Origin of the sequence: Sphingomonas naasensis (assembly GCF_004792695.1) — a bacterium.
In the GTDB taxonomy this organism is placed as follows: Bacteria; Pseudomonadota; Alphaproteobacteria; order Sphingomonadales; family Sphingomonadaceae; genus Sphingomonas; species Sphingomonas naasensis.
The window spans coordinates 12,572-36,748 of record NZ_SRXU01000002.1; the positions used below are offsets into that span (position 1 = coordinate 12,572).

Genomic DNA, 24,177 nt, shown 5'->3' on the forward strand with positions numbered 1-24,177 from the left:
GCTGGTTGCGGGCTGTTTGGCGAAATGTCCAAACATGGTACAGCTATGCCATGACTGGGGGAAACACCGCGCACATCGTCTCGGAGCCGTCGAGCGGCCACGAAGACCTCGTCCTCTCCGACACCGCGGCGCTTCCCGCGCCGCTCGAGGAACTCGGCCTCGACGAGGACGACGCGCATCACGGCACCGCCTGGGTCCTGCCCACGCTCGCCTGGCTCGCGGTCGCCGGCTGGTTCGTCGCCACGATCTGGCTCGCGCTTCCCACGCTTCAGCGCGGGATGGAGCCCGTCGCGCTGATCCAGCTGATCGCCGCGATCTGCGTGCCGCCTGCCCTTGTCGGGATCCTCTACCAGCTCGCGCTGCGCACGAGCCGCGCCGAGGCGCGCCGTTTCGGCGCCACCGCGCGCGCGATGCGCGCCGAAGCCGCCGCGCTCGAACGCGTGCTCGCGGCGATCTCGCAAAAGGTCGCCGAGAATCGCGCGACGCTGACCGAGCACACCACTGTGCTGACCACGCTCGGTGAGCGCGCCGCCGAGCGCGTCGAGGGCGCCGCCGGCATGGTCGAGCGTCAGGCGCAGCGCATGGACGGCGGCATCCGCACCTTCGGCGAGGCGATGGATCAGGCCGAGAAGCGCTTCGAGATCATCCTCACCACGCTGCCCAAGGCGCATGACGAGATGCAGGGCCTCGCCCAGCGCATCGACGGCGCCGGGCTGCTCGCCAGCCAACGCGCCGCCTCGCTCGACACCCAGATCACCGCGCTCGCCGAGCGCGGGCGCGAGGCCGATCAGATCGCCGGCGGCGCCGCCGAGCGCCTCGCCGCGCATATCGCGCGGATGGAAGCGACCAGCGAGACCGCGAGCAACCGGCTCGAGCAGGTCACCGAGCAGATGTCGGGCGCCGTCGATGCGGTGCTCGATCGCGCCGCCAATGCCGTCGACGAGGCGCGCAAGGGCATCGCCACCCAGGGCGAGGCGATCCTCGCGATGCTCGGCGCCAATCAGGCAGCGCTCGATCGCGCCGGCCGCGACAGCGCCGAAGCGCTCGGCGCGCGCATGGCGACGATCGAGGAAGCGATCGGCCGTGTCGGCGCCCGCCTCGCCGAGGAGCAGGGCCGCGGCGACGCGCTGTTCTCCGATCTGTCGGCAGGCGTCGATCGGCTCGACCGCGAGCTCCAGATCCTCCACGCCGCCGGCACCGATCGCGCCCAGTCGCTGGCCGCGTCGATCAGCGCGCTGCAGGGCTCGACCGACGCGATGTCCGAAGCGCTGCGCACCGGCGATCAGCTCGCGCGCAAGGTGATCGGCACGTCTGAGGACCTGCTCACCGCGCTCGACGCCTCGGCGCGCGAGATCGACGAGACCTTGCCCGAGGCGATTGCCCGGCTCGACGACCGGATCAATGCGAGCCGCAAGGTCGTCGCCGCGTCCAAGCCCGAGCTGCTCGCGCTGGTCACCGCCGCCGAGAGCACGCACGACGCGATCGAGGCGATCGCCGATGTCGTCTCGCAGCAGCGCGACACGCTCGCCAAGACTCAGGCCTCGCTGCTCGAGACGCTCGCCAGCGGCAGCGATCAGGCGGCTTCGCTCGGCGCGATCGTCGACGATACGATCAACACCACCCGGCGCTTCGCCGAGACCGCGGCGCCGCAGCTCGTCGACGCGCTGGTCAATGTCCGCGAGACCGCCAGCGCCGCCGCCGCGCATGCCCGCGAGGCAATGGCGACGATCGTGCCCGACGCTTCCGCAGCGCTCGAGGAAGCCAGCGGCGAGGCGCTCAAGCGCGCGGTCGACGGCACCGTCCGCCGCCAGATGGCGCAGCTCGTCGACACCACCGAGGCCGCGGTCACCGCCGCCGCGCGCGCGTCCGAGCGCCTCACCCAGCAGATGCTCGCGCTTGCCGATACCAGCTCGCGGCTCGAGGCGCGGATCGAGGAGGAGCGCGCCGATCGCGAACGTGCCGACAGCGACAATTTCGCGCGCCGCACCACCTTGCTGATCGAGGCGCTCAACTCGGCCTCGATCGACATCGCCAAGGCCTTCTCGGCCGAGGTCACCGACAGCGCCTGGGCGGCCTATCTGAAGGGGGATCGCGGCGTCTTCACCCGCCGCGCGGTGCGGCTGCTCGATTCGGGCGAGACCCGCGAGATCGCGCGCGTCTACGATTCCGATCCGGGCTTCCGCGATCTGGTCAATCGCTACATCCACGATTTCGAGGCGATGCTCCGCCACATCCTGTCGCTGCGCGATGGCTCGACACTCGGCGTGACCCTGCTCTCGTCGGACATGGGCAAGCTCTACGTCGCGCTCGCCCAGGCCATCGAGCGCCTGCGGACCTGAGCTCTTCCTGTCCCTCCCGGCTTGCAGGGAGGGGAGTCCAGGCGCTTCCAAAATAGGAAAAGCCCTGCCAGCCTCCCCGCTGCTCTTTGACAGCGTCGATATTGTCCTGCAGCGCGTAGGAAATTTAGTTTCACCGCCGCGCAACGGAAGAGTCGTTCTACTGCGACTCTTGCGACTCTAGACGTCCGAAATCCTACATTTCGGCCCGGGAATCGGCCGAAAAAATCCTACCGGTGCGCCCAGTCGAGCATGTCGGTGGTCACCCAGCCGAACACGTAATTGAGGTAGAACAGCACGAACAGCACGGTCGCGACGATCGTCGTGCGGATCATCACCTTGACCGCGCTGAAGCTGTGCGGCGCGCTCTCGGCCTGGCCGGGGACCAGCTCGACCCCGGCCTCGTGCGCGGTGCGCACCCCGAAGGGCAGCACGAGGAACACCGAAAAGGCCCAGAACAGGAAGTAGATCGCGAGCATCGACTGCCAGCGCATGGCTCAGAGCTCCACGATCAGCACGTCGACCACGGGCTTCTTGCCGGTGAAGCGCACCGCCACGCGGCGCACCGCGAGCCGCAGGCTCTCGCGCAGCGCCTCGAGGTTGCGGCCGTCCTTGCGGACCGCTTCGGCGGCGGCTTCGGCAGCTTCCTCGAGAAACGCGTCGCGATCCTCCTCGACCGGGACGCCCTGCACGCGGATCTGCGGCGCGCCCTTCAGCCGGCTGCCGTGGATCGCCACCGCGACCGAGATCTGGCCATAGAGCGCGAGCCGCCGGCGCTCGGTGATCGTCGCGCCGTCGGCGGGCAGGATCACGTCGCCGTCGAGCACCAGCCGGCCCGCCGGGGCGTGGCCGATCTGCTGCGGCTTGCCCGGCGCGAGCCGCCAGATGTCGCCATTGACCTGGTTGATCGCCTGCGGAACCCCCTGCGCCAGCGCGAAGCGCGCCTGCTCGTGCATGTGGCGGACCTCGCCATGGACGGGCAGGATGATCTCGGGCCGGATCCAGCGATACATCTCGGCGAGCTCGGGGCGGCCGGGGTGGCCCGAGACATGGACGAAGGCCTGGCGGTCGGTGATGATGTCGACGCCCTTGCCCGCCAGCGTGTTCATGATCCGCCCGATCGCGATCTCGTTGCCCGGGATCTGCCGCGACGAGAACACCACGGTGTCGCCGGCATGGAGCTTGAGGACATGGGTATCCTCGGCGATGCGGTTGAGCGCGGCGCGTGGCTCGCCCTGCCCGCCGGTCGCCACGATCATCACCTGGCTGGGCGGCAGGCTCATCGCGGTGTCGAAGTCGACCGTCTCGGGGAAGTCGCGCAGATAGCCGGTGGCCTTGGCGACGCGGATGATCCTGTCGAGCGAGCGTCCGGCGACGCAGAGCTTGCGTCCGGTATCCTCGGCGACCTCGCCCAGCGTCTGGAGCCGCGCCGCGTTCGACGCGAAGGTGGTGACGAGCACCCGCCCCTTGATCGCCGCGACGACTTCGTCGAGCCCCTTGCGGACATCCGCCTCCGAGCCTGAAGCCTCGGGGTTGAACACATTGGTCGAATCGCAGACCAGAGCGAGCACGCCCGCGTCGCCGATCGCGGTCAGCTCGGCGGCGGTCGATGCGCCGCCCAGCGCCGGCGAATCGTCGAGCTTCCAGTCGCCGGTGTGGAAGACCTTGCCGTACGGCGTCTCGATCAGGATCGCGTTGCCCTCGGGGATCGAGTGGGCGAGCGGGGTATAGGTCATCGTGAACGGGCCGACGCTGAACGGGCCGTCCTCCTTGACGACGTTGAGCTCGACCTTGTCGGTGATGCCCTCTTCCTCGAGCTTGCCGTAGATCAGCCCCGCGGTGAACGGCGTGGCATAGAGCGGCACGCCCAGGTCGGCGGCGAGATAGGGCAGCGCCCCGATATGGTCCTCATGGCCATGGGTGAGCACGATGCCGAGCAGGTCGTCGAGCCGCTCCTCGATGAACTGTAGATCGGGCAGGATCACGTCGACGCCGGGGTAATTGGCGTCGCCGAAGGTGATGCCGCAATCGACCATCAGCCATTTGCCCTGCGTGCCGTAGAGATTGACGTTCATGCCGATCTCGCCCGAGCCGCCAAGCGCGAGGAAGAGAAGTTCGTTACCTGGAGTCACTGAAATTCCTTGAATCGAGTCAACGGCTGCGTTCCCACAGCATCGCCAACCCCTGGATCGTCAAATCGGGCTCGACCATGTCGAACACGTCGGTCTGCTTCTCGAACAGGATCGCCAGCCCGCCGGTGGCGATCACCTTGAGCGGGCGGCCGACCTCGGCCTTGATCCGCGCGACCAGCCCTTCGATCATCGCGACATAGCCCCAATAGATGCCGATATGCATCTGGTCGACCGTATTGCGCCCGACCACGCTGTTGCTCTCGGGCGCGCTGATTGCGATCCGCGGCAGCTTGGCCGCCGCGGTCACCAGCGCGTCGAGCGACAGGTTGATTCCCGGCGCGATGATCCCGCCCTTATAGGCCCCCTGATAGTCGACCACCTCGAAGGTGGTCGCGGTGCCGAAGTCGATGATGATCAGATCGCCTTCGTGCCGGGCATGCGCCGCGATCATGTTGAGCGCGCGATCGGCGCCGAGGCTGCCCGGCTCCTCGACGTCGAGCGCGAAGCCCCACTCGGCCTTGCCCTGCCCGGCGATCACCGCCTCGGTCTTGAAATATTTGCTGCTCAGCACCTGCAGATTGTGCAGCGCCCGCGGCACCACGGTGCCGATGATCACCCCGGTCACCGCGGCGCGGTCATAGCCTTCGAGGCTGAGCAGCTGGCTCAGCCACACCGCATATTCGTCGGCGGTGCGACGCGGATCGGTGGCGATCCGCCAGCGCGCCCTGATCTCGCCGCCCTCGACGAGCGCGAAGACGACATTGGTGTTCCCGGCATCGATGGCGAGCAGCATGGGGTCTCTCTAGTCGGGCACGGCGTCGTTGGCGAGAGAGCGCGGTTGAGGAGATGTGAAGGGTTGCGCGGCATATCGGGCGCATGGCCTCGCCGAACGCGCTCTTTGCCACGCTCCGTCCCGGCGACGCGCCGCCGTGGCTGGCCGCGCTGCTGGGCAGCGCCCGCAGGTCGTCTCCCAATGGCGATTATTTCGAATGGGACGACAAGCAACTCTGGCTCGCCGCCAATGGCGACGTCGCCAATGGCGACGTCGCCAAAGCGGTTTGCACCGCCTCCTTCCCGCCCGACATCGCAATCGAAGGCCTGCATATCGGCATGCCGATCGCCGCCGCACGTGGCGCCCTGCCCGAGCTCCATTCGCCTGGAGCGGTCAATGCGAACCTCCTGCATGGCTGGATGCCGGCCGGGAGGCCATGGGGCCTGTTGCTGGAGGAACTCGAAGGCAAAATCCGGTCGATCAGCATGCTGGTGCGAGGCGCGCTCGACCGGCGATTGGAAGAGGTCGTGCGCGAGCGGAGCGATGCCGCACGAATCTGGGACGCGCCGCCTGCGGCAGATCGCTGGACGATGATCGACGACCCGGACGCGCTGCTCGAGGTATGGCTGGGCAGCCAGACGACGCGAGCGCCCTGGTCGAACACCCCCGCCGGCATCTACGCCGCCTATGCCGCGTGGCTGAAAGCCGCGACGCCCGACCAATGGCACAGCGCCGCACGGTTCCACAACTGGAGCTACAGCCTCGGGCCGCTGTTCTTCATCAGCCGCCACCCGGCGTGCGAGCTCGCGACGGCGCTGCACATCCTCTACGCCGCGGACCTTCGCTGGGTCGCCCGCTTCGGTTTCAATCCGGCTGCGGTTCCGACGCATAGCCATGCCACGCTCCGGCTGATCACCGGCATCTGTGATCGCATCAGGCGGGATTGCTACGCTCGATCTCTGGCCTTCGATCCCGCGCGGGATTTCGGGCGCAATGCGCCGCGCATCGATCTGGGGCCCGGCTTTCCGGCGCAGTTGGAGGGGCGCGAACCCCGGCCGGTACCGTTCGACGACGGATATCCGATCGCCGTGTGGGAGGCCGTCGGCGTCGTCTACACGCACTAGAGCAGGAAGACGTCCCCCGCGTGAATGACCCGGGTGGTGCTGTCGGCGAGGCGCAGGATGAGCGCGCCATGGCTGTCCAGCCCCTCGAACAGCCCGTCGATCGCGCTGCCGTCGCTCAGCCGCGCGGTCAGCGCCGTGCCGGCGGGATGCGCCTTGGCGAGCCAGCGCTCGCGCACCGGGGCGACGCCGTCGCGCCAGCGGGACAGCCAGCGGGCAAAGATCTCGGCGAGCGTCTCGGCGAAGACCTGCGGCTCCGGCGCTGGCGCATGCGCGGCGATGCTGGTGGCGGGGCGATCGAGATCAACCGGATGGTGCGAGAGATTGACTCCGAAGCCGATGATCACCGCATCGTCGACGCGTTCGAGCAGGATGCCCGAGAGCTTGGCGCCGTCGACCAGCAGGTCGTTGGGCCATTTGAGCATCGGCTGGACGCCGAACAGCGCCACCGCTTCCTCGAGCGCCACCGCCGCGACCAGCGCCAGCGTCGCCGGCGAAGGCTCGCCGGGGCGGGTGCGGACGAGCGTCGAGAGGTAGAGATTGCCGGCGGGCGAATCCCACGCCCTGCCCTGCCGCCCCTTGCCCGAGGTCTGGCGCTCGGCCCGCAGCCAAAGACCTTCGCTCGCGCCGCTTCGCGCGAGTTCAGCCACATCTGCATTGGTCGAGCCCGTCTCGGCGACGGTCCGGATCGTCGGGATCAGAACAGCGCCTTCGCGGCGGCCGCAGTGGCCAGCTCGAGCTGCCCGAGCAGCGGCCAGCCGAGCGGCGAGATCACCGCGGCGGCAACCACCAGCAGCACGCCCTCGACCGGATCGGTCTTGCCCGCAAGCGCATCCGACGGCTCGTCGAAATACATCGTCTTGACGATCTTCAGATAATAGAAGGCGCCGATCGTCGAGGCGGCGGCGGCCACTGCGGCGAACACCCACAGCCCGGCATGCACCGCCGCGACGAACACCTGCAGCTTGGCGAAGAAGCCGAGCAGCGGCGGGATGCCGGCGAGGCTGAGCATGAAGATCAGCATGGCGAGCGCGAGGCCCGGCCGCGTGCGCGACATGCCGGCCATGCTGGCGATGGTCTCGACCGGCTGGCCATCGGGGCCGCGCATCTGGAGCACGATCAGGAAGCTGCCGAGCGTCATGACGACGTAGATCGCCATGTAGTAGACCACGCTCGACACGCCCGCCTCGCCGCCGGCCGCAAGGCCGACCAGCGCGAAGCCGACATTCGCTATCGAAGAATAGGCGAGCAGCCGCTTGATGTTGGTCTGGCCGATCGCCGCGACCGAACCGAACACGATCGAGGCAAGGGCCGCGAAGATCACGATCTGGCGCCAGTCGTGGATCGCCGGGCCCATCGCCTCGATCGCGACGCGGGTGGCGAGGGCCACCGCCGCGACCTTGGGCGCCGAGGCGAAGAACGCCGTCACCGGGGTCGGCGCGCCTTCATAGACGTCCGGGGTCCACATGTGGAACGGCACCGCGCTCATCTTGAAGGCGAGGCCGGCGAAGACGAACACCAGCCCGAACATCAGCCCGATCGAACGTCCGCCGGCATAGGCCTCGGCGATGCCGTCGAACAGCGTCGTGCCCGAAAAGCCGTACACCAGGCTGATGCCGTAGAGCAGGATGCCGGAGGCGAGCGCGCCGAGGACGAAATACTTCAGGCCCGCTTCGGCCGAGCGCGTGTCGCGGCGCATGAAGCTCGCCAGCACGTACGAGGCGAGGCTCATCAGCTCGAGCCCGACATAGAGCGTCAGCAGATCACCCGCCGAGACCATCATCCCCATGCCCGCCGCCGAGAGCAGGATGAGAACCGGATATTCGGGGCGGAGGTCGTCGCCCGAGCTGGTCTGGAAGAAGCGCGGAGCGATCAGGATCGAGATCCCCGCGGCGAAGAAGATCAGCACCTTGGCGAAGGCGGCGAACATGTCGGGGCGATAGAGCCCGCCGAACGCCTCGCCGCCGGCCGAAGCCGGCCCGGCGAGCGCGATGCCCGCGCCGATCAGCACCGCGATCGAGGTCCAGCTCACCAGCCTGGTCGAAGCCTGGCCGCCCCATGCCGCGACGAGCATCAGCGCGATCGCGCCGACCGCCAGCACCAGCTCGGGCAGGCTCATCAGCAATTGAGTCGAATAATCCATCAGTGCGCACCCCCGTGCGCGGAGGCGGCAGCCGGAGCGCCGCTATGGTTGGTTGCGGAAGCCTCGCCAGCAGCCGCGCCATGGCCTTCGCCATGCGCCGGCGCCGCGGCGGGGTTACCGGGTGTGGGCCTGGAGTCGCCGGCCGGAGCGGCACGCGACACCCGCTCGACGAGGCGCGCGGTGTCGGCGCGCATCGGGGCGAGGAAGCTCTCGGGATAGACGCCCATCCACAGCACCGCCGCCGCGATCGGGCCGAGCAGCCACAGCTCGCGCATCGACAGATCGGGCATCGCGCGGACATCGTCCTTGGTCAGATCGCCCCAGACGACGCGGCGGAACAGCCACAGCATATAGGCGGCGCCGAGGATGATGCCGGTGGTGCCGATGAACGCGGTCAGCGTCGAGGCCTTGTAGGTGCCCGCGAGGCCGAGGAACTCGCCGACGAAGTTGCTCGTCCCCGGCAGGCCGACCGAGGCCATAGTGAAGAGCAGGAACAGCGTGGCATAGCGCGGCATGTTGATCGCGAGGCCGCCATAACGGTCGATCTCGCGAGTGTGGAGCCGGTCGTAGATCACGCCGACGCAAAGGAACAGCGCGCCCGAGACGAGGCCGTGGCCGAGCATCACCATCATCGCGCCGTCGATGCCCTGTTCGTTGAAGGCGAACAGGCCCATCGTCACGATCGCCATGTGCGCCACCGACGAATAGGCGATCAGCTTCTTCATGTCGGTCTGCACCAGCGCGACGAGCGAGGTGTAGACCACCGCGACGCACGACAATGCGAACACCAGCCACATGAACTGGGCCGAAGCCTCGGGGAACATCGGCAGGCTGAAGCGCAGGAAGCCGTATCCGCCGAGCTTGAGCAGCACGCCCGCCAGGATCACCGACCCCGCGGTCGGCGCCTGGACGTGCGCGTCGGGAAGCCAGGTGTGGACCGGCCACATCGGCATCTTGACCGCGAACGACGCGAAGAACGCCAGCCACAGCCAGGTCTGCCACTGCGCCGGGAAGTCGTGCGCCATCAGCGCCGGGATCGACGCGGTGCCGGCGTTGAGCAGCATCGCGATCATCGCGATCAGCATCAGCAGCGAGCCGAGCAGCGTGTAGAGGAAGAATTTGTACGACGCGTAGATGCGGTTCGCGCCGCCCCAGATGCCGATGATCAGGTACATCGGGATCAGCCCGCCTTCGAAGAAGACGTAGAAGAGCAGCAGATCCTGCGCGGCGAAGGTGCCGATCATCAGGATCAGCGTGAGCAGCATCGCCGCCATATATTCGGGGACGCGCTTCTCGATCGCGGTCCAGCTCGCGCCGATGCAGATCGGCATGAGGAAGACCGAGAGCATGATCAGCAGCAGCGCGAAGCCGTCGATGCCCAGCGCCCAGGCGAAGTCGACGCCGCCGATGCCGAACAGCCGGACATGCTCGACATATTGCCACTGGGCGGCGCCGGGGCTCGCGTCGAAATGGGCCCAGAGCCAGATGCCCAGCGCCAGATCGATCAGCGTCGCGCCGAGCGCGATCCAGCGGGCACCCTTCGCGCCTGCGAACAGGCAGGCGACCGCGGCGATCGCGGGTATCGCCAGCATGATGGAGAGGATCGGGAAGCCGCTCATCCTGCGATCACCCAGGTGAGCGCGGCGGTGAGACCGATCAGCATGATGAACGCATAGGTGTAGAGATATCCCGATTGCAGGCGCGCCGTGCCGACGCTGCCGAGCTGGACCAGACGGGCGATGCCGTTGGGGCCGAAGCGGTCGATGGTGCCTTCGTCACCCGCCTTCCAGAGCAGCCGGCCGATCGCGAATGCGGGGCGGACGAACAGGAAGTTGTAGAGCTCGTCGAAGTACCATTTGTTGAGCAGGAAGGTGTGGAGCACGCGGAAGTTGCTCGCGACCGCGGCGGCGAAGCCGGGCTTGCCGATATAGGCGTACCACGCGCTCCCCAGCCCGAGCAGCATCGCGACCGTCGCCGAGAGCTTCACCCAGGTCGGCACCCCGTGCATCGCGTGCATCAGATGCGCGTTGAACGCGATCGATCCGTTCCAGAAATGCGCGCCCTCCTCGGCTTCGATGAAGAAGCCATGGAAGACATAGCCCGCGGCGATCGCGCCCATCGACAGCAGCAGCAGCGGGACCAGCATCACCCACGGGCTCTCGTGCGGATGATAGCCCGCCGTGCCCTCGACGGCATGATCGTCGTGCCCGGCGTGGTGCGCGTCGGGCGCATGCCCGGCATCCTCGGCCGAGGGCTGATCGTCGTGATGCGCATCATGGCCATGGCCGTGCGCGTCGTGGACGGCGTGCTGGATATGCTCCGAGCCCGCCCAGCGCGGCTTGCCGTGGAAAGTGAGGAACACGACGCGCCAGCTGTAGAAGCTGGTGAGTAGCGCGACGAACACACCGACCCAGAAGGCGCTCGGCACGCCCGCGGCCCATGCCGCCTCGATGATCGCGTCCTTCGAGTGGAAGCCGGCGAAGCCGATCGCGGCGACGCCGTCGAACACGCCCGGAATGCCCACGCCGGTGATCGCGAGCGTGCCCGCCATCATCGTCCAATAGGTCAGCGGGATCTTCTTCCACAGGCCGCCATAGAAGCGCATGTCCTGCTCGTGGTGCATCGCATGGATCACCGAGCCGGCACCGAGGAACAGCAAAGCCTTGAAGAAGGCGTGCGTGAACAGGTGGAACATCGCCGCGCCGTAGGCGCCGACGCCCGCGGCGAAGAACATGTAGCCGAGCTGCGAGCAGGTCGAATAGGCGATGACGCGCTTGATGTCGGTCTGGACGAGGCCGACGGTGGCGGCGAACAGGCAGGTCGCAGCGCCGACGAAGGTCACCACGCCCATCGCCGTCGGGCTCATCTCGAACATCGGCGACATGCGGCAGACCATGAACACGCCGGCGGTGACCATCGTCGCGGCGTGGATCAGCGCCGACACCGGGGTCGGACCCTCCATCGCGTCGGGAAGCCAGGTGTGGAGCCCGAGCTGCGCCGACTTGCCCATCGCGCCAACGAACAGCAGCAGGCAGAGCAGGGTCAGCGTGTCGAAGCGATAGCCGAGAAAGCCGATCGTCGAGCCGGCCATGCCCGGCGCCGCGGCGAGGATCGTCGGGATGTCGACGGTGCCGAAGACGAGGAAGGTGCCGAAGATGCCCAGCATGAAGCCGAGATCGCCGACGCGGTTGACCACGAACGCCTTGATCGCCGCGGCGTTGGCGCTCGGCTTGCGGAACCAGAAGCCGATCAGCAGGTACGAGGCGAGACCGACGCCTTCCCAGCCGAAGAACATCTGGACGAGGTTGTTCGCGGTCACCAGCATCAGCATCGCGAAGGTGAACAGCGACAGATAGGCGAAGAAGCGCGGCTGATCCGGGTCCTCGCTCATATAGCCCCAGCTATAGAGGTGGACGAGCGCCGAGACGCTGGTGATCACCACGAGCATCACCGCGGTGAGCGCGTCGACGCGCAGCTCCCAGGTGAAGTGCATCGTGCCCGAGCTCACCCAGTGCAGCACCGGGGTGACCGTCGGCGCGATGCCGCCATGGAGATGTTCGAGGAAGATCGGCCACGACAGCGCGCAGGCGGCGATCAGCGCGCCCGTGGTCAGCAGCTTGGGCAGCACGCTGCCGAACGCCTTGTTCGACAGCCCCGCAATCGCGGCGGCGATCAGCGGCAGGAATACGATGAGGAGAATCGGCGACATCAGCCCTTCATCCGATTGACGTCGTCGACCGAGATCGTGCCCCGGCTACGGAAGTAGATGACGAGAATGGCGAGCCCGATCGCGGCCTCGCCGGCGGCGACGGTGAGCACGAACATCGCGAACACCTGCCCGACGAGATCGCCCAAAGCCGCCGAGAAGGCGACGAGGTTGAGGTTCACCGCGAGCAGGATGAGCTCGATCGCCATCAGGATGACGATCAGGTTCTTGCGGTTCATGAAGATGCCGAGCACGCCCAGCGTGAACAGGATCGCCGAGACGACCAGATAATGGGTGACGCCGATCACAGCTCGACCCCCTGCCCGACCGGCGGGTTCATGTTGCGGGTAGCGTCCTTGGCGCGGCGGTTGATCTGGCGGTTGATGTTCTGCGGGCGGACGTCGCTGCGCTGGCGCCAGGTCAGCACGATCGCGCCGATCATCGCGACGAGCAGCACAAGGCCCGCGCCTTCGAAGATGAACAGATAGCGCGTGTAGAGCAGCCGTCCGATCGCCTCGATATTGGGCACATCGGCCTCGATCGGCGCGATGCGGCGGCCGAGCGCGAGCCCGCCCGCGCTATAGGCGCCGATCGCGATGACGATCTCGGCGACCAGCGCGACGGCGAGCGCGAGGCCCACCGCGGCATAGCGCATTACTCCCGCACGCAGCTCGGCGAAGTCGATGTTGAGCATCATCACGACGAACAGGAAGAGCACCGCGACCGCGCCGACATAGACGATGACGAGCAGCATCGCGATGAACTCGGCGCCCGCGAGCACCATCAGCCCCGCCGCGTTGAAGAAGGCGAGGATCAGCCAGAGCACGCTGTGCACCGGGTTGCGCGAGATGATCGTGAACGCCCCGGAGAGGCACACGATCGTCGCGAACAGATAAAAGGCGATGAGCTGGATCATTATTTGCCCGTCACCCCCGCGAAAGCGGGGGTCCATCTCCCGTGCTGTCCCGCAACCGGCGCGTGCCGGAGTTGGGTCCCCGCTTTCGCGGGGATGACGGTTTGAAAGTGAATCATCGTGCGTCCCACTGTTGGCGCGCGCTTAACGGTACGGTGCATCGGCGGCAAGGTTCGCGGCGATCGCGCGCTCCCAGCGGTCGCCGTTGGCGAGCAGCTTGTCCTTGTCGTAGATCAGCTCCTCGCGGGTCTCGGTCGAGAATTCGAAGTTCGGCCCCTCGACGATCGCATCGACCGGGCACGCCTCCTGGCACAAGCCACAATAAATGCACTTGGTCATGTCGATGTCGTAGCGCGTGGTGCGGCGGCTGCCGTCGTCACGCGGCTCGGCCTCGATCGTGATCGCCAGCGCCGGGCACACCGCCTCGCACAGCTTGCACGCGATGCAACGCTCCTCGCCATTGGGATAGCGGCGCAGCGCATGCTCGCCGCGGAAGCGGGGCGAGATCGGATTCTTCTCGTAGGGGTAGTTGATCGTCGCCTTGGGCTTGAAGAAATACTTCAAGGTCAGCCAGTGCGCCTTGATGAACTCCCACAGCGTGTAGGAACGGACGAGTTGGGCGATGCTCATGCGGGAAATCCAACCCGGGCCCACATCAGGTAGCCCGAAACGAGGAACACGAAGATCAGCGACAGCGGCAGGAAGATCTTCCAGCCCAGCCGCATCAGCTGGTCGTAGCGATAGCGCGGAACCGTCGCCTTCACCCAGCTGAACACGAAGAAGAAGAACAGGATCTTGGCGAAAAGCCAGAGGATGCCGGGCACGAGGTACAAAGGCGCCCAGTCGATCGGGGGCAGATAGCCGCCCCAGAACAAGGTCGCGTTGAGCGCGCACATCAGCAGCACATTGGCATATTCGCCGAGCCAGTAGAGCGCGAAGCTCATCGACGAATATTCGGTCTGGTAGCCGGCGACGAGCTCCGACTCGGCCTCGGTCAAGTCGAACGGCGCGCGCTGGGTCTCGGCGAGCGACGAGATGAAGAACACCACCGCCATCGGGAACAGCAGCGGGTTGAAGCCATAGCCGTTGATCAGCCCGAAGATGTGCGCCTTCTGCCCCTCGACGATGCCGCCGAGATTGAACGTCCCGGCCCACAGCACCACCGCGATCAGCACGAAGCCGATCGAGACTTCGTAGCTCACCATCTGCGCCGCGGCGCGGATCGCCGAGTAGAACGGATATTTCGAGTTGGACGACCAGCCCGCGAGGATGATCCCGTAGACGCCGAGCGACGAGGCCGCGAGGATGTAGAGCAGCCCGACATTGATGTTCGAGAGCACCACGCCCGCCTGCCACGGCACCACCGCCCAGACGATCAGTGCCACCGTGAAGGTGATGATCGGCGCGATCAGGAACAGCGTCTTGTTGGCGCCCGACGGAATGATGGTTTCCTGGAGGAACACCTTCAGGCCGTCGGCGAAGCTCTGCAGCAGCCCGAGCGGGCCGACGACGTTGGGGCCGCGACGCAGCGCCATCGCCGCCCAGATCTTGCGATCGGCATAGATGATCATCGCCACCGCCAGCATCAGCGGCAATGCGATCACGAGAATCCCGACGATCGTGGCGACGAACCACGCCCAGCCGAACGGCAGGCCGATGGTGTTCTGGAAGAAGGCGGTCATGCGAAAATTTCCGTCATTCCATAAAAGCCATGATCAGCACCGCGACAATCAACACGACGATCGCGATCAGAACGCCCCAAGCCACCCGGCGCACGCGTCGCGACCGGCTGTCGGTGGCTACCTCGATCGCCGTGCCCACCGCTTCCACGACCAACTCGCCAATGCCGTCGACCATAGGTCACTCCGCCGCCTCCGCGAATTCCTCGCCGTGGAGCAGTTCGGCCGAGCAGCGCTGCATCGTCGGCGAAGCACGGCAGATCGCGTTGGTCAGATAGAAATCCTTGATCGGATAGGTCACTTCGCCCGAAGCGGCGGCCGACAGCGACGGCGCCTTCCACGCGAAGCTCACCAGACCCTCCTGCCCCAACTCGGGCACTTCCGCCGCCATCGCTGCGCGCAACTCGTCGAAGCTGTCGAACGGCAGCGTGCGGCCGAGCTTGTCGGACAGCGCGCGCAGGATCGACCAGTCCTCGCGCGCGTCGCCCGGTGCGAACACCGCACGCTCGGCGTGCTGGACGCGGCCCTCGAGGTTGACATAGGTGCCCGGCTTCTCGGCCCAGGTGGCGGCCGGCAGGATCACATCGGCATGATGCGCGCCCTTGTCGCCGTGATGGCCGATGAACACCTTGAAGCTGCCGTCGAAGCCCGCGAAATCGACTTCGTCGGCGCCGAGGAAGAAGGTCAGCTTCGGCTTGGCGGCGACGATGTCGGCGATGCCGCCCTTCTGCGCGAAGCCGAGCATCAGCGCGGCCATCCGCGCCGCGGCGATGTGGATCACGCCGAAGCCGTTCCACGCGCTGCCGTCGTCGAGCGTGCGGATCAGCTTCATCGGCTCGACCAGCGCCAGCGCCGCGCCGAAGCCCGCGCCGAGCGCGCCGGGGCCGACGATGACCAGCGGCTTCTTCGCGCCGTCGAACGCCTGCGCCACCTGATCGGGCAGCTTGCCGAGCAGCGACAGATCGTTGCCCAGCCATTCGAGCTTGTAGGTGAGATCGACCTCGGGCCCGATCGCGAAGACCTTGGCGCCCTTCTTGATCGCCTTGCGGACGCGCGTGTTGACCAGCGGCGCTTCCCAGCGGAGGTTCGAGCCGATCAACAGGATCGCATCGGCATCCTCGACGCCGGCGATGGTCGGGTTGAACGCCACCGCGCCGAGGCTCGACACGTCATAGTCCATGCCGGTCTGGCGGCTCTCGATCAGATCCGAGCCGAGGCCCTTGAGCAGCGCCTTGGCGGCGTACATCGTCTCGGCATCGAGCAGGTCGCCGGCAATCGCCGCGACGCTGGAGCCCGCATAGACCGCGGCGATCGCGTCGAACGCCTCGTCCCAGCTCGCCTCGACCAGCTTGCCGCCCTTGCGCACGAACGGACGGTCGAGCCGGCGACGGACGAGACCGTCGACATGGTAGCGGGTCTTGTCGTGCGCCCACTCCTCATTGACGTCTTCGTTGATCCGCGGAAGCACGCGCATCACCTGGCGGCCGCGGCTGTCGGCGCGGATATTGGTGCCGATCGCGTCCATCACGTCGATCGAGAGGTTGCGGCGCAGCTCCCACGGGCGATATTCGAACGCCACCGGCTTGTGGGTCAGCGCGCCGACCGGGCAGAGATCGACGGCATTGCCCGAGAGCTCGCTCTTGAACGCGGACTCGAGATAGGTGGTGATCTGCATGTTCTCGCCGCGATAGATCGCGCCGATATCCTCGACCCCGGCGACTTCCTCGCCGAAGCGGACGCAGCGGGTGCATTGGATGCAGCGGGTCATCACCGTCTTGATGATCGGACCCATATATTTCTCGGTCACCGCCCGCTTGTTCTCGGTGTAGCGGCTATGGCCCTTGCCATAGGCGACCGACTGGTCCTGCAGGTCGCATTCGCCGCCCTGATCGCAGATCGGGCAATCGAGCGGGTGGTTGATCAGCAGGAATTCCATCACGCCTTCGCGCGCGGCCTTCACCATCGGGCTGTCGGTGCGGATTTCCTGATTGTCGGCAGCAGGCAGCGCGCACGAAGCCTGGGGCTTGGGCGGCCCCGGCTTCACCTCGACGAGGCACATGCGGCAATTGCCGGCGATCGACAGCCGCTCGTGATAGCAGAAGCGCGGAATCTCCTTGCCCGCGGCCTCGCAGGCCTGAAGCACCGTGGCGCCCTGCGGCACCTCGACTTCGATTCCGTCTACTTTGACCTTGGGCATTGCGACTCAGCTTCCCGAAGCGGGTGTATGGGTGATGCGATAGGCCGCCAGCGCGATCTGCGCGCGCAGCCCGGGGCGATTGATGCGGACCTGCGTGCCCTTGGCGGTGCACTCGCCGAGGAACGGCGTGACGCTGCGCAGCGCCTCCGTCTCCTGCTCGGTGGTCGGTTCCGTTTTCAGCAGCGCGACGGTCGCTTCGGGCGCCTTGCGCACGATGCACATCCCCATCGCCTCGAGCTCGCCGCGCGCCGCGATCGGCGCAGCGCCTTCGTGCCATGCGAGCTTGCCGGCGAGACCGCGGCCTTCGTCGGCCATTAATGCCCCTTCGGCCAGTGCCCCCGCGAGCAGCACACCGCCTGCCCTGAGCGCACCGCTGGTAAGGCAATAGCCATGCCCGGTCGTCACGCGACGCAGCGCCTCGTTATACGCCGCCGTACGGATATCCAGCCCGAGCACCTTCTCGACGGCCGACGGCGTGCGCTTCGCAACGCACTTGCCGAAATTATGGACGACCTGCACCGCCAGCGGATCGAGCTTCTTCGGCGCCGCGTCCTGCGCGAGGACGGGCGATGCCAGCAGGCCAGCGACTATGGCTGCGCAAGCCTTCATTCCGCGGCCTCCTGCTTCCGGCTCACTGCCCAGCGAATATCCGAAAGCACCTGCACCACGCCACCAAACAGCGCGATCAGAATCGGCTGAAGCATGAGCGTCAGCGCCACCGAGCCGATCGCGCCTCCGGCGGCCAGACCCATCCGACCCAGAAACAACATGGGGCTGATCAAGGCGACAAACGAGATAACGGCCACGACATAAAAACCGATCGCGAGCCGGGAGATGGGAGGCTTCCCGCTCATTCCGCGGCCTCCTGCATCGGCGCGTCGCTGCTGCCGTTGCGCTCGTTGATGCGGCGCTCGAGCTCGGGGCGGAAATGGCGGATCAGGCCCTGGATCGGCCACGCCGCGGCGTCGCCGAGCGCGCAGATCGTGTGGCCTTCGACCTGCTTGGTGACCTGCTGGAGCGTGTCGATCTCGCTGATGTCGGCGTCGCCGGTGCGCAGCCGCTCCATCACCCGCCACATCCAGCCGGTGCCCTCGCGGCACGGGGTGCACTGGCCGCAGCTCTCATGCTTGTAGAAATAGCTGAGCCGGCTGATCGCGCGGACGACGTCGGTCGACTTGTCCATCACGATCACCGCCGCGGTGCCGAGGCCCGAGCCGACTCCGCGCAGCCCGTCGAAATCCATCGGGCAGTCCATGATCTGCGAAGCGGGGACGAGCGGCACCGAGGAGCCGCCCGGGATCACCGCGAGCAGATTGTCCCAGCCGCCGCGGATGCCGCCGCAATGCTTCTCGATCAGCTCGCGGAACGGGATGCTCATCGCCTCCTCGACCACGCAGGGCTTCTCGACATGGCCCGAGATCTGGAAGAGCTTGGTGCCCTTGTTGTTCTCGGCGCCGAAGCTGGCGAACCATTCGGGCGAGCGCCGCAGGATCGTCGGGACGACCGCGATCGACTCGACATTGTTCACCGTCGTCGGGCAGCCATAAAGGCCTGCGCCAGCCGGGAACGGCGGCTTGAGCCGCGGCTGGCCCTTCTTGCCCTCGAGGCTCTCGAGCATCGCGGTCTCTTCGCCGCAGATATAGGCGCCGGCGCCGCGATGGACGAAGACGTCGAAATCATAGCCCGAGCCGCAGGCGTTCTTGCCGAGCAGGCCCTTGTCATAGGCCTCGGCGACCGCCGCGAACAGCGTCTCGGCCTCGCGGATATATTCGCCGCGGATGTAGATGTACGCGGCGCGCGCGCGCATCGCATAGCCGGCGATCAGCGCGCCTTCGATCAGCTTGTGCGGATCGTGGCGGATGATCTCGCGGTCCTTGCACGAGCCGGGCTCGGACTCGTCGGCGTTGATCACGAGGAAGTTGGGCCGGTCGGGCCGCGGCTCCTTGGGCATGAACGACCATTTCGTGCCGGTCGGGAAGCCCGCGCCGCCGCGCCCGCGCAGGCCCGAGGCCTTGATGCGGTCGATGATCGTGTCCTGGCCGAGCGCCATCAGCGCCTTGGTATTGTCCCAGTCGCCGCGCTTGAGCGACGCCGACAGGTTCCACGGCTGGAAGCCGTAGACATTGGTGAAGATGCGATCCTTGTCCTGCAGCATCTCAGCGCCCCTGCCCGACGAGCTTCTGGATCACCATGAAGGCGACCGCGGCGAGCCCGACCAGAATGATGATCCCGAGCAGCTTGAAGGCGATCTTGAGCACCCAGCCGCCGACGACGATCGCGCCGATCACGGCGAGAACGACGAACAGGACGTTCTTGGTGTCCTGGCTCATGCCCATTCCCCGCGATAATCGTGGTTCTCGCCCACCATCGCCGTCAGCGTCGTCGGGCCGCCGACCGGCTCGACCGTGTGACGGCCCGGCTCCTGCGTGCCGGTCTTGGGGCTCTCGCCCCTGGCCAGCGCGTCGAGGATCGCGGTCGTGCGGTCATAGTCGAGGTCTTCGTAATTATCGTCGTTGATCTGCACCATCGGCGCCGACGAGCAATTGCCCATGCACTCGACCTCGGTGAGCGTGAACATGCCGTCCTCGGTGGTGTGGCCCTTCTTCAGCCCGCGCGCCTTGCACGCCGCCATCACGTCGTCCGATCCGCGCAGCATGCACGGCGTCGTGCCGCAGACCTGGACATGATAGCGGCCGACCGGGGCGAGATTGAACATCGTGTAGAAGGTCGCGACCTCGAACACGCGGATATACGGCATCTCGAGCGCGCGCGCGACGAACTCGATCACCGGCACCGGCAGCCAGCCCTGGGTATTGGTGTCGGCGCCGACCTGGCGCTGGGCGAGGTCGAGGAACGGGATCGTGCACGACATCTGCCGGCCCGCCGGATAGCGGCCGAGGATCTCGCGCGCCTTCTCGGCATTCTCGGCCGACCATGCGAACGCGCCCCAGCGCGCGCGGGTCTCGCCCTCGTCGGGGATTTGCGGCGTATCAGCCATCAGCGAATGAACTCCACCCGATCGACCTTGTCGTCGGAGAACGAATAAATGGACATGACCTCGAAGGGCTCGGCCTCGGGCGAGCGCGCGACCTTCTCGTGCAGGACGACGGTATCGCCGAGCGCATAGGAAGTGAGGATTTCCGCGCGATTCCCCGGAAAATCGGCGAACATCGCCTTGAGCCCCGAACGCACGCCTTCGCGCCCCTCGCGCAGCACCGCGCCGCGATAGGTCGCCTCGCAGGCGTCCTCGGTCATCAGCGCGACATAGCCGTCGGCATCCTGCGCATTGTAGCGCTCGATCATCGCATGCGCGGTGGCGATGCGATCCTTGGCGCTGGAGAGGAGGGGCACGTCAGCCATTAGTCGTCTGGGCCTCGGGAACGATAGTGTTGGAGGTATTCATCATCGGCGGCACTTCGGCGACCAGCGTTCGGACATGCGAAACCTTGTCGCCGGCAAAATCCAGGAAAGAGATATAGTAGAGCTGGCCCTTGTAGAGCCACTCGATGCGCACCTGCCCATCCTTCATGAGGAACGGGGTGTTGTGATCGCAATGTTCGCTGAATTGCTTCGCGAACGAGAGCGTTGTCGGATCGCAATCGCCCCCCATGCCCTTCGGGCAAAGTTCGGCACCGGCATCCGCGGTGAACATGGCGGTGAGCGCCGCCTCGTCTTTTGTATCATAGGCCTTAAGCAGCGCCGCTACCGGAGCCGCAAGCGTAGCTGGTAGCGGAGAGGCATCGGCCTTGGACGGCTTGAGACCGAAATGCGTCTTGCCGTCGGAGACGAAAACGACCGGGCCCATCACAATGCCGTCGAGGGGACCGCCATTGAACGTCGTGCCCTTGGTCTTGTCCTGCGCATGCGCCGCCACCGGCGCAGCGACGAGCGCAGCGGCCAGAAGCAACCGCGACATCACCGATCGCACTCCCCGAACACGATATCCATCGCGCCCAGAATGGCGGTGATGTCGGCGAGCATGTGCCCCTTGGACATGAAGTCCATCGCCTGGAGGTGGCTGAACGCGGTCGGGCGGACCTTGCAGCGATACGGCTTGTTGGTGCCGTCGCTCACCAGATAGACGCCGAACTCGCCCTTGGGGCTCTCGGTCGCGACGTAAACCTCGCCTGCGGGCACGTGATAGCCCTCGGTGAACAGCTTGAAGTGATGGATCAGCGCTTCCATCGATTGCTTCATCTCGCCGCGCTTGGGCGGCGCAACCTTGCGGTCGAGCGTCAGCACCGGCCCTTCGGGCATCTCGGCGAGGCACTGCTTCATGATCCGCGCCGACTGATAGACTTCCTCGACGCGCACCATGAAGCGATCATAGCAATCGCCACGCGTGCCGACCGGGATGTCGAACTCCATGCGGTCGTACACGTCATAGGGCTGCTGGCGGCGCAGATCCCATGGGATGCCCGCGGCGCGGATCATCGGGCCGGAGAAGCCCCATTTGATCGCATCGTCGCGGCTCACCACCGCGATGTCGACATTGCGCTGCTTGAAGATGCGGTTCTCGGCGACGAGGCTGATCGCATCGCCGAACAGCCGCGGCAGGCGCGTGTCGAGCCAGTCGGCGATGTCGGTGAGCAGCTTGAGCGGCACGTCCTGGCGGACGCCGCCGACGCGGAAATAGTTCGAGTGCATGCGCGCGCCCGAGGCACGCTCGAAGAAGTTGAGGCAATCCTCGCGCAGCTCGAACATCCACAGGTTCGGCGTCATCGCGCCGACGTCCATCACGTGGCTGCCGAGGTTCAGCATGTGATTGCAGATGCGAGTCAGCTCGGCGAAGAACACGCGCAGATACTGGCCGCGCAGCGGCACCTCGAGATCGAGCAGCTTCTCGACCGCGAGCACGAAGCTGTGCTCCATGCCCAGCGGCGAGCAATAGTCGAAGCGATCGAAATAGGGCAGCGCCTGGGTGTAGGTCTTGTACTCGATCAGCTTCTCGGTGCCGCGGTGGAGCAGCCCGACATGCGGATCGATGCGCTCGATGATCTCGCCGTCCAGCTCGGTGACGAGACGCAGCACGCCGTGCGCCGCAGGGTGCTGCGGGCCGAAATTGATCGTGTAGTTGGCGATCGCGACGTCGCCCACTTCGGGCTTGCCCGCGTCGGTGCGTCCTTCGATCTCGTCGAGATAGTCAGCCATTACGCTTCACCCTCCGGCGTCTTCTTGACGCGCGGTTTCCGCGGTTTCTTGACCACGTCGGGATCGGCCGGCGCCGGACCCGCCTCGGGTCCCGGCTTGCCCGCGCCGCTCTCGGCCGTGCTGTCGGTGGTCTTGGGCTTGCGCACCCGTGCCTTGGTCGCCTTCGCCGCCGGCGCGTCGGCCTTGACGATCGCGTCGGCGGTCAGCGGGGTCGGCGCGCCCTTCGCCTCGGGCTGCGACGCTACGGGAGCGGGCGCAGGCGCCGGAGCGGGTGCCGGAGTCGGAGCGGGCGGCGGAGGCGGCGCAGCCGCCTTCTCGTCGCCCGGCAGCACATAGGCCGCGCCTTCCCACGGGCTCAGGAAGTCGAAATTGCGGAAATCCTGCGCCAGCTTGACCGGCTCGTAGACGACGCGCTTCGACTCTTCCGAATAGCGCAGTTCGACATAGCCGGTCTGCGGGAAGTCTTTCCGAAGCGGGTGCCCGACGAAGCCATAGTCGGTGAGGATGCGGCGCAGGTCCGTATTCCCCTCGAACAGCACGCCGTACATGTCGTAGACTTCGCGCTCGAGCCAGCCGGCGACCGGCCAGATCCCCGTCACCGACGGCACCGGCTTTTCCTCGTCGGTGGTCACGCGGACGCGGATGCGGTGGTTCCGGGTGAACGAGAGCAGCTGGTAGACCACGTCGAACCGCTCGGGGCGCGACGGATAGTCGGCGCCGGCGATCTCGCTCAGCTGCTGATATTCGAGGCCCGGGGTATCGCGCAGCGCGATCATCGCCTCGATCAGCGACTCGCGCGCGACGGTCAGCGAGACCTCGCCGACAGCGTCCTTGCTCTCGACCAGCAGCGCGCCGAGCGCAGCCTGCGCAGCTTCGATCACGCCCTCGTTGGACGTGTAAGCAGGTGCGGGCGCCCTCACCGTTCGAGCGTCCCGATGCGACGGATCTTACGCTGGAGCTGCATCACGCCATAGAGCAGCGCCTCGGCGGTCGGCGGGCAGCCCGGGACATAGATGTCCACCGGCACGATCCGGTCGCAGCCGCGCACGACGCTGTAGCTGTAATGATAATAGCCGCCGCCATTCGCGCAGCTGCCCATCGAAATGACGTATTTCGGCTCGGACATCTGGTCGTAGACCCGGCGCAGCGCCGGCGCCATCTTGTTGCAGAGCGTGCCCGCGACGATCATCACGTCCGACTGGCGCGGAGACGCACGCGGCGCGGCGCCGAAGCGCTCCATGTCGTAGCGCGGCATGTTGACGTGGATCATCTCGACCGCGCAGCAGGCGAGTCCGAAGGTCATCCACCACAGCGAGCCGGTACGCGCCCACTGGAACAGCTCCTCGGTCGAGGTGACGAGGAAACCCTTGTCGCCGAGCTCGGCATTGATGTCGTCGAGGAACGCGACGTTGGGCAGCGTTCCGGGCGGCGGGGGGCTCAACTCTACTCCCACTCCAACGCACCTTTCTTCCAGGCGTAAACGAGGCCGAGCGCGAGCTCGGCGATGAAGATCATCATCGAGATCCAGGCGACCCAGCCGAGGTCGAACACGCTGACCGCCCAGGGATAGAGGAACGCCGCCTCGAGATCGAAGACGATGAACAGGATCGCGACGAGGTAGAAGCGCACGTCGAACTGGCTGCGCGAATCCTCGAACGCGGGGAAGCCGCACTCATATTCGGTGAGCTTCTCGGGCGTGGGCTGATGCGTGCCGGTGAGGCGGCCGACCAGCATCGGCAGAAACACGAAGGTGCCCGAGAGCGCCAGTGCCACGCCGAGGAACAGCAGGATCGGCAGATATTCGACTAGATCGACCAAGGTGCCTTCTCGCGGATGCGGAATTTGAGGGGCTTCTAGGACTGTGAACCGGGTGCGGCAAGGGGGCGAACCCGTGAGAATCACTCGCAATAAACAGGATTTGACGGGCAACGGCGCAAGCGTTTTCAAGGCGATGCGCTTCACACGCATCACACCGTCACCCCGGCTTCGGGCCGGGGTCCACCCCGCCGATAGCGAAGAACTTGAAG

General features: G+C 66.7%; 26 protein-coding genes. 2 read left to right on the top strand and 24 right to left on the bottom strand.

What is annotated here, in order from left to right; genetic code table 11:
* The first annotated feature begins 50 nt into the window (after positions 1 to 50).
* A complete protein-coding gene (locus E5A74_RS05240) occupies positions 51 to 2,339 on the top strand; it encodes a coiled-coil domain-containing protein (RefSeq protein ID WP_135983230.1) in 2,289 nt (762 codons plus the stop codon).
* Between the two features lie 227 nt (positions 2,340 to 2,566).
* Here the strand turns inward: E5A74_RS05240 and E5A74_RS05245 are convergent, their stop codons facing one another.
* The 3 genes from E5A74_RS05245 to E5A74_RS05255 are packed head-to-tail and all read right to left on the bottom strand — an operon-like array spanning position 2,567 to position 5,261.
* Entirely contained in the window at positions 2,567 to 2,830 is a 264-nt protein-coding gene (locus tag E5A74_RS05245) for a DUF1467 family protein (RefSeq protein ID WP_135983231.1), read from the bottom strand.
* A gap of 3 nt (positions 2,831 to 2,833) precedes the next feature.
* Positions 2,834 to 4,468: a ribonuclease J gene (locus tag E5A74_RS05250; RefSeq protein ID WP_135983232.1), complete on the bottom strand. Its 1,635-nt coding sequence runs from the start codon at positions 4,466 to 4,468 to the stop codon at positions 2,834 to 2,836.
* A gap of 19 nt (positions 4,469 to 4,487) precedes the next feature.
* Complete coding sequence (locus tag E5A74_RS05255) at positions 4,488 to 5,261, bottom strand: type III pantothenate kinase (RefSeq protein WP_135983233.1); 774 nt, start codon at positions 5,259 to 5,261, stop codon at positions 4,488 to 4,490.
* An 83-nt stretch (positions 5,262 to 5,344) separates the two neighbouring features.
* Here E5A74_RS05255 and E5A74_RS05260 point away from each other — a divergent pair, with 83 nt between their 5' ends.
* Entirely contained in the window at positions 5,345 to 6,364 is a 1,020-nt protein-coding gene (locus tag E5A74_RS05260; protein WP_135983234.1) for a DUF7256 domain-containing protein, read from the top strand.
* On the opposite strand, the gene E5A74_RS05265 is transcribed toward E5A74_RS05260, so the two are convergent.
* The 21 genes from E5A74_RS05265 to E5A74_RS05355 all read right to left on the bottom strand — a co-directional run bounded on the left by E5A74_RS05265 (position 6,361) and on the right by E5A74_RS05355 (position 23,968).
* Positions 6,361 to 7,050, bottom strand: a complete 690-nt coding sequence (locus E5A74_RS05265) for a biotin--[acetyl-CoA-carboxylase] ligase (protein ID WP_135983716.1) — start codon at positions 7,048 to 7,050, stop codon at positions 6,361 to 6,363. The two genes, E5A74_RS05260 and E5A74_RS05265, sit on opposite strands and share 4 nt — an antisense overlap.
* Before the next feature lie 8 nt (positions 7,051 to 7,058).
* A complete protein-coding gene (gene nuoN, locus E5A74_RS05270; protein WP_135983235.1) occupies positions 7,059 to 8,504 on the bottom strand; it encodes an NADH-quinone oxidoreductase subunit NuoN in 1,446 nt (481 codons plus the stop codon).
* Positions 8,504 to 10,123, bottom strand: coding sequence for an NADH-quinone oxidoreductase subunit M (locus tag E5A74_RS05275; RefSeq protein WP_135983236.1), 1,620 nt, complete (start codon positions 10,121 to 10,123; stop codon positions 8,504 to 8,506). Before E5A74_RS05275 ends, nuoN begins: the two co-directional genes overlap by 1 nt.
* The gene (nuoL, locus tag E5A74_RS05280) at positions 10,120 to 12,213 is read right to left on the bottom strand and encodes an NADH-quinone oxidoreductase subunit L (RefSeq protein ID WP_135983237.1); all 2,094 of its coding nucleotides are present in this window, start codon (positions 12,211 to 12,213) and stop codon (positions 10,120 to 10,122) included. Before nuoL ends, E5A74_RS05275 begins: the two co-directional genes overlap by 4 nt.
* Entirely contained in the window at positions 12,213 to 12,518 is a 306-nt protein-coding gene (gene nuoK / locus E5A74_RS05285) for an NADH-quinone oxidoreductase subunit NuoK (RefSeq protein WP_029724228.1), read from the bottom strand. Before nuoK ends, nuoL begins: the two co-directional genes overlap by 1 nt.
* The gene (locus E5A74_RS05290) at positions 12,515 to 13,126 is read right to left on the bottom strand and encodes an NADH-quinone oxidoreductase subunit J (RefSeq protein WP_135983238.1); all 612 of its coding nucleotides are present in this window, start codon (positions 13,124 to 13,126) and stop codon (positions 12,515 to 12,517) included. Before E5A74_RS05290 ends, nuoK begins: the two co-directional genes overlap by 4 nt.
* 141 nt (positions 13,127 to 13,267) lie before the next feature.
* Positions 13,268 to 13,753, bottom strand: a complete 486-nt coding sequence (gene nuoI, locus E5A74_RS05295) for an NADH-quinone oxidoreductase subunit NuoI (RefSeq protein ID WP_135983239.1) — start codon at positions 13,751 to 13,753, stop codon at positions 13,268 to 13,270.
* Positions 13,750 to 14,805 carry an NADH-quinone oxidoreductase subunit NuoH gene (gene nuoH, locus E5A74_RS05300; RefSeq protein ID WP_135983240.1) on the bottom strand — a complete coding sequence of 352 codons (1,056 nt, stop codon included), beginning with the start codon at positions 14,803 to 14,805 and terminating at the stop codon, positions 13,750 to 13,752. Before nuoH ends, nuoI begins: the two co-directional genes overlap by 4 nt.
* A 13-nt stretch (positions 14,806 to 14,818) precedes the next feature.
* A complete protein-coding gene (locus tag E5A74_RS20805; protein ID WP_166745656.1) occupies positions 14,819 to 14,980 on the bottom strand; it encodes a hypothetical protein in 162 nt (53 codons plus the stop codon).
* Positions 14,981 to 14,983: 3 nt separating this feature from the next.
* Positions 14,984 to 16,999, bottom strand: a complete 2,016-nt coding sequence (nuoG, locus tag E5A74_RS05305) for an NADH-quinone oxidoreductase subunit NuoG (protein WP_135983241.1) — start codon at positions 16,997 to 16,999, stop codon at positions 14,984 to 14,986.
* A 6-nt stretch (positions 17,000 to 17,005) separates the two neighbouring features.
* On the bottom strand, positions 17,006 to 17,608 hold the full coding sequence (locus tag E5A74_RS05310) for a hypothetical protein (RefSeq protein WP_135983242.1): 603 nt from the start codon (positions 17,606 to 17,608) through the stop codon (positions 17,006 to 17,008).
* Positions 17,605 to 17,853, bottom strand: coding sequence for a hypothetical protein (locus E5A74_RS05315; protein WP_135983243.1), 249 nt, complete (start codon positions 17,851 to 17,853; stop codon positions 17,605 to 17,607). Before E5A74_RS05315 ends, E5A74_RS05310 begins: the two co-directional genes overlap by 4 nt.
* Positions 17,850 to 19,154: an NADH-quinone oxidoreductase subunit NuoF gene (gene nuoF, locus E5A74_RS05320; protein ID WP_135983244.1), complete on the bottom strand. Its 1,305-nt coding sequence runs from the start codon at positions 19,152 to 19,154 to the stop codon at positions 17,850 to 17,852. Before nuoF ends, E5A74_RS05315 begins: the two co-directional genes overlap by 4 nt.
* Position 19,155: 1 nt before the next feature.
* Positions 19,156 to 19,329 carry a hypothetical protein gene (locus E5A74_RS20810; protein ID WP_166745657.1) on the bottom strand — a complete coding sequence of 58 codons (174 nt, stop codon included), beginning with the start codon at positions 19,327 to 19,329 and terminating at the stop codon, positions 19,156 to 19,158.
* Positions 19,326 to 19,997, bottom strand: a complete 672-nt coding sequence (locus tag E5A74_RS05325) for a complex I 24 kDa subunit family protein (RefSeq protein ID WP_135983245.1) — start codon at positions 19,995 to 19,997, stop codon at positions 19,326 to 19,328. The genes E5A74_RS20810 and E5A74_RS05325 overlap by 4 nt, the downstream gene beginning before the upstream one ends.
* Complete coding sequence (locus E5A74_RS05330; RefSeq protein ID WP_135983246.1) at positions 19,997 to 20,359, bottom strand: nuclear transport factor 2 family protein; 363 nt, start codon at positions 20,357 to 20,359, stop codon at positions 19,997 to 19,999. Before E5A74_RS05330 ends, E5A74_RS05325 begins: the two co-directional genes overlap by 1 nt.
* Entirely contained in the window at positions 20,352 to 20,915 is a 564-nt protein-coding gene (locus E5A74_RS05335) for a hypothetical protein (RefSeq protein ID WP_135983247.1), read from the bottom strand. The genes E5A74_RS05330 and E5A74_RS05335 overlap by 8 nt, the downstream gene beginning before the upstream one ends.
* Entirely contained in the window at positions 20,915 to 22,150 is a 1,236-nt protein-coding gene (locus E5A74_RS05340) for an NADH-quinone oxidoreductase subunit D (RefSeq protein ID WP_135983248.1), read from the bottom strand. The genes E5A74_RS05335 and E5A74_RS05340 overlap by 1 nt, the downstream gene beginning before the upstream one ends.
* Positions 22,150 to 23,070, bottom strand: a complete 921-nt coding sequence (locus E5A74_RS05345) for an NADH-quinone oxidoreductase subunit C (RefSeq protein WP_135983249.1) — start codon at positions 23,068 to 23,070, stop codon at positions 22,150 to 22,152. Before E5A74_RS05345 ends, E5A74_RS05340 begins: the two co-directional genes overlap by 1 nt.
* A complete protein-coding gene (locus E5A74_RS05350) occupies positions 23,067 to 23,603 on the bottom strand; it encodes a NuoB/complex I 20 kDa subunit family protein (protein WP_135983250.1) in 537 nt (178 codons plus the stop codon). Before E5A74_RS05350 ends, E5A74_RS05345 begins: the two co-directional genes overlap by 4 nt.
* The gene (locus E5A74_RS05355) at positions 23,594 to 23,968 is read right to left on the bottom strand and encodes an NADH-quinone oxidoreductase subunit A (RefSeq protein ID WP_135983251.1); all 375 of its coding nucleotides are present in this window, start codon (positions 23,966 to 23,968) and stop codon (positions 23,594 to 23,596) included. The genes E5A74_RS05350 and E5A74_RS05355 overlap by 10 nt, the downstream gene beginning before the upstream one ends.
* Positions 23,969 to 24,177 lie beyond the last annotated feature (209 nt).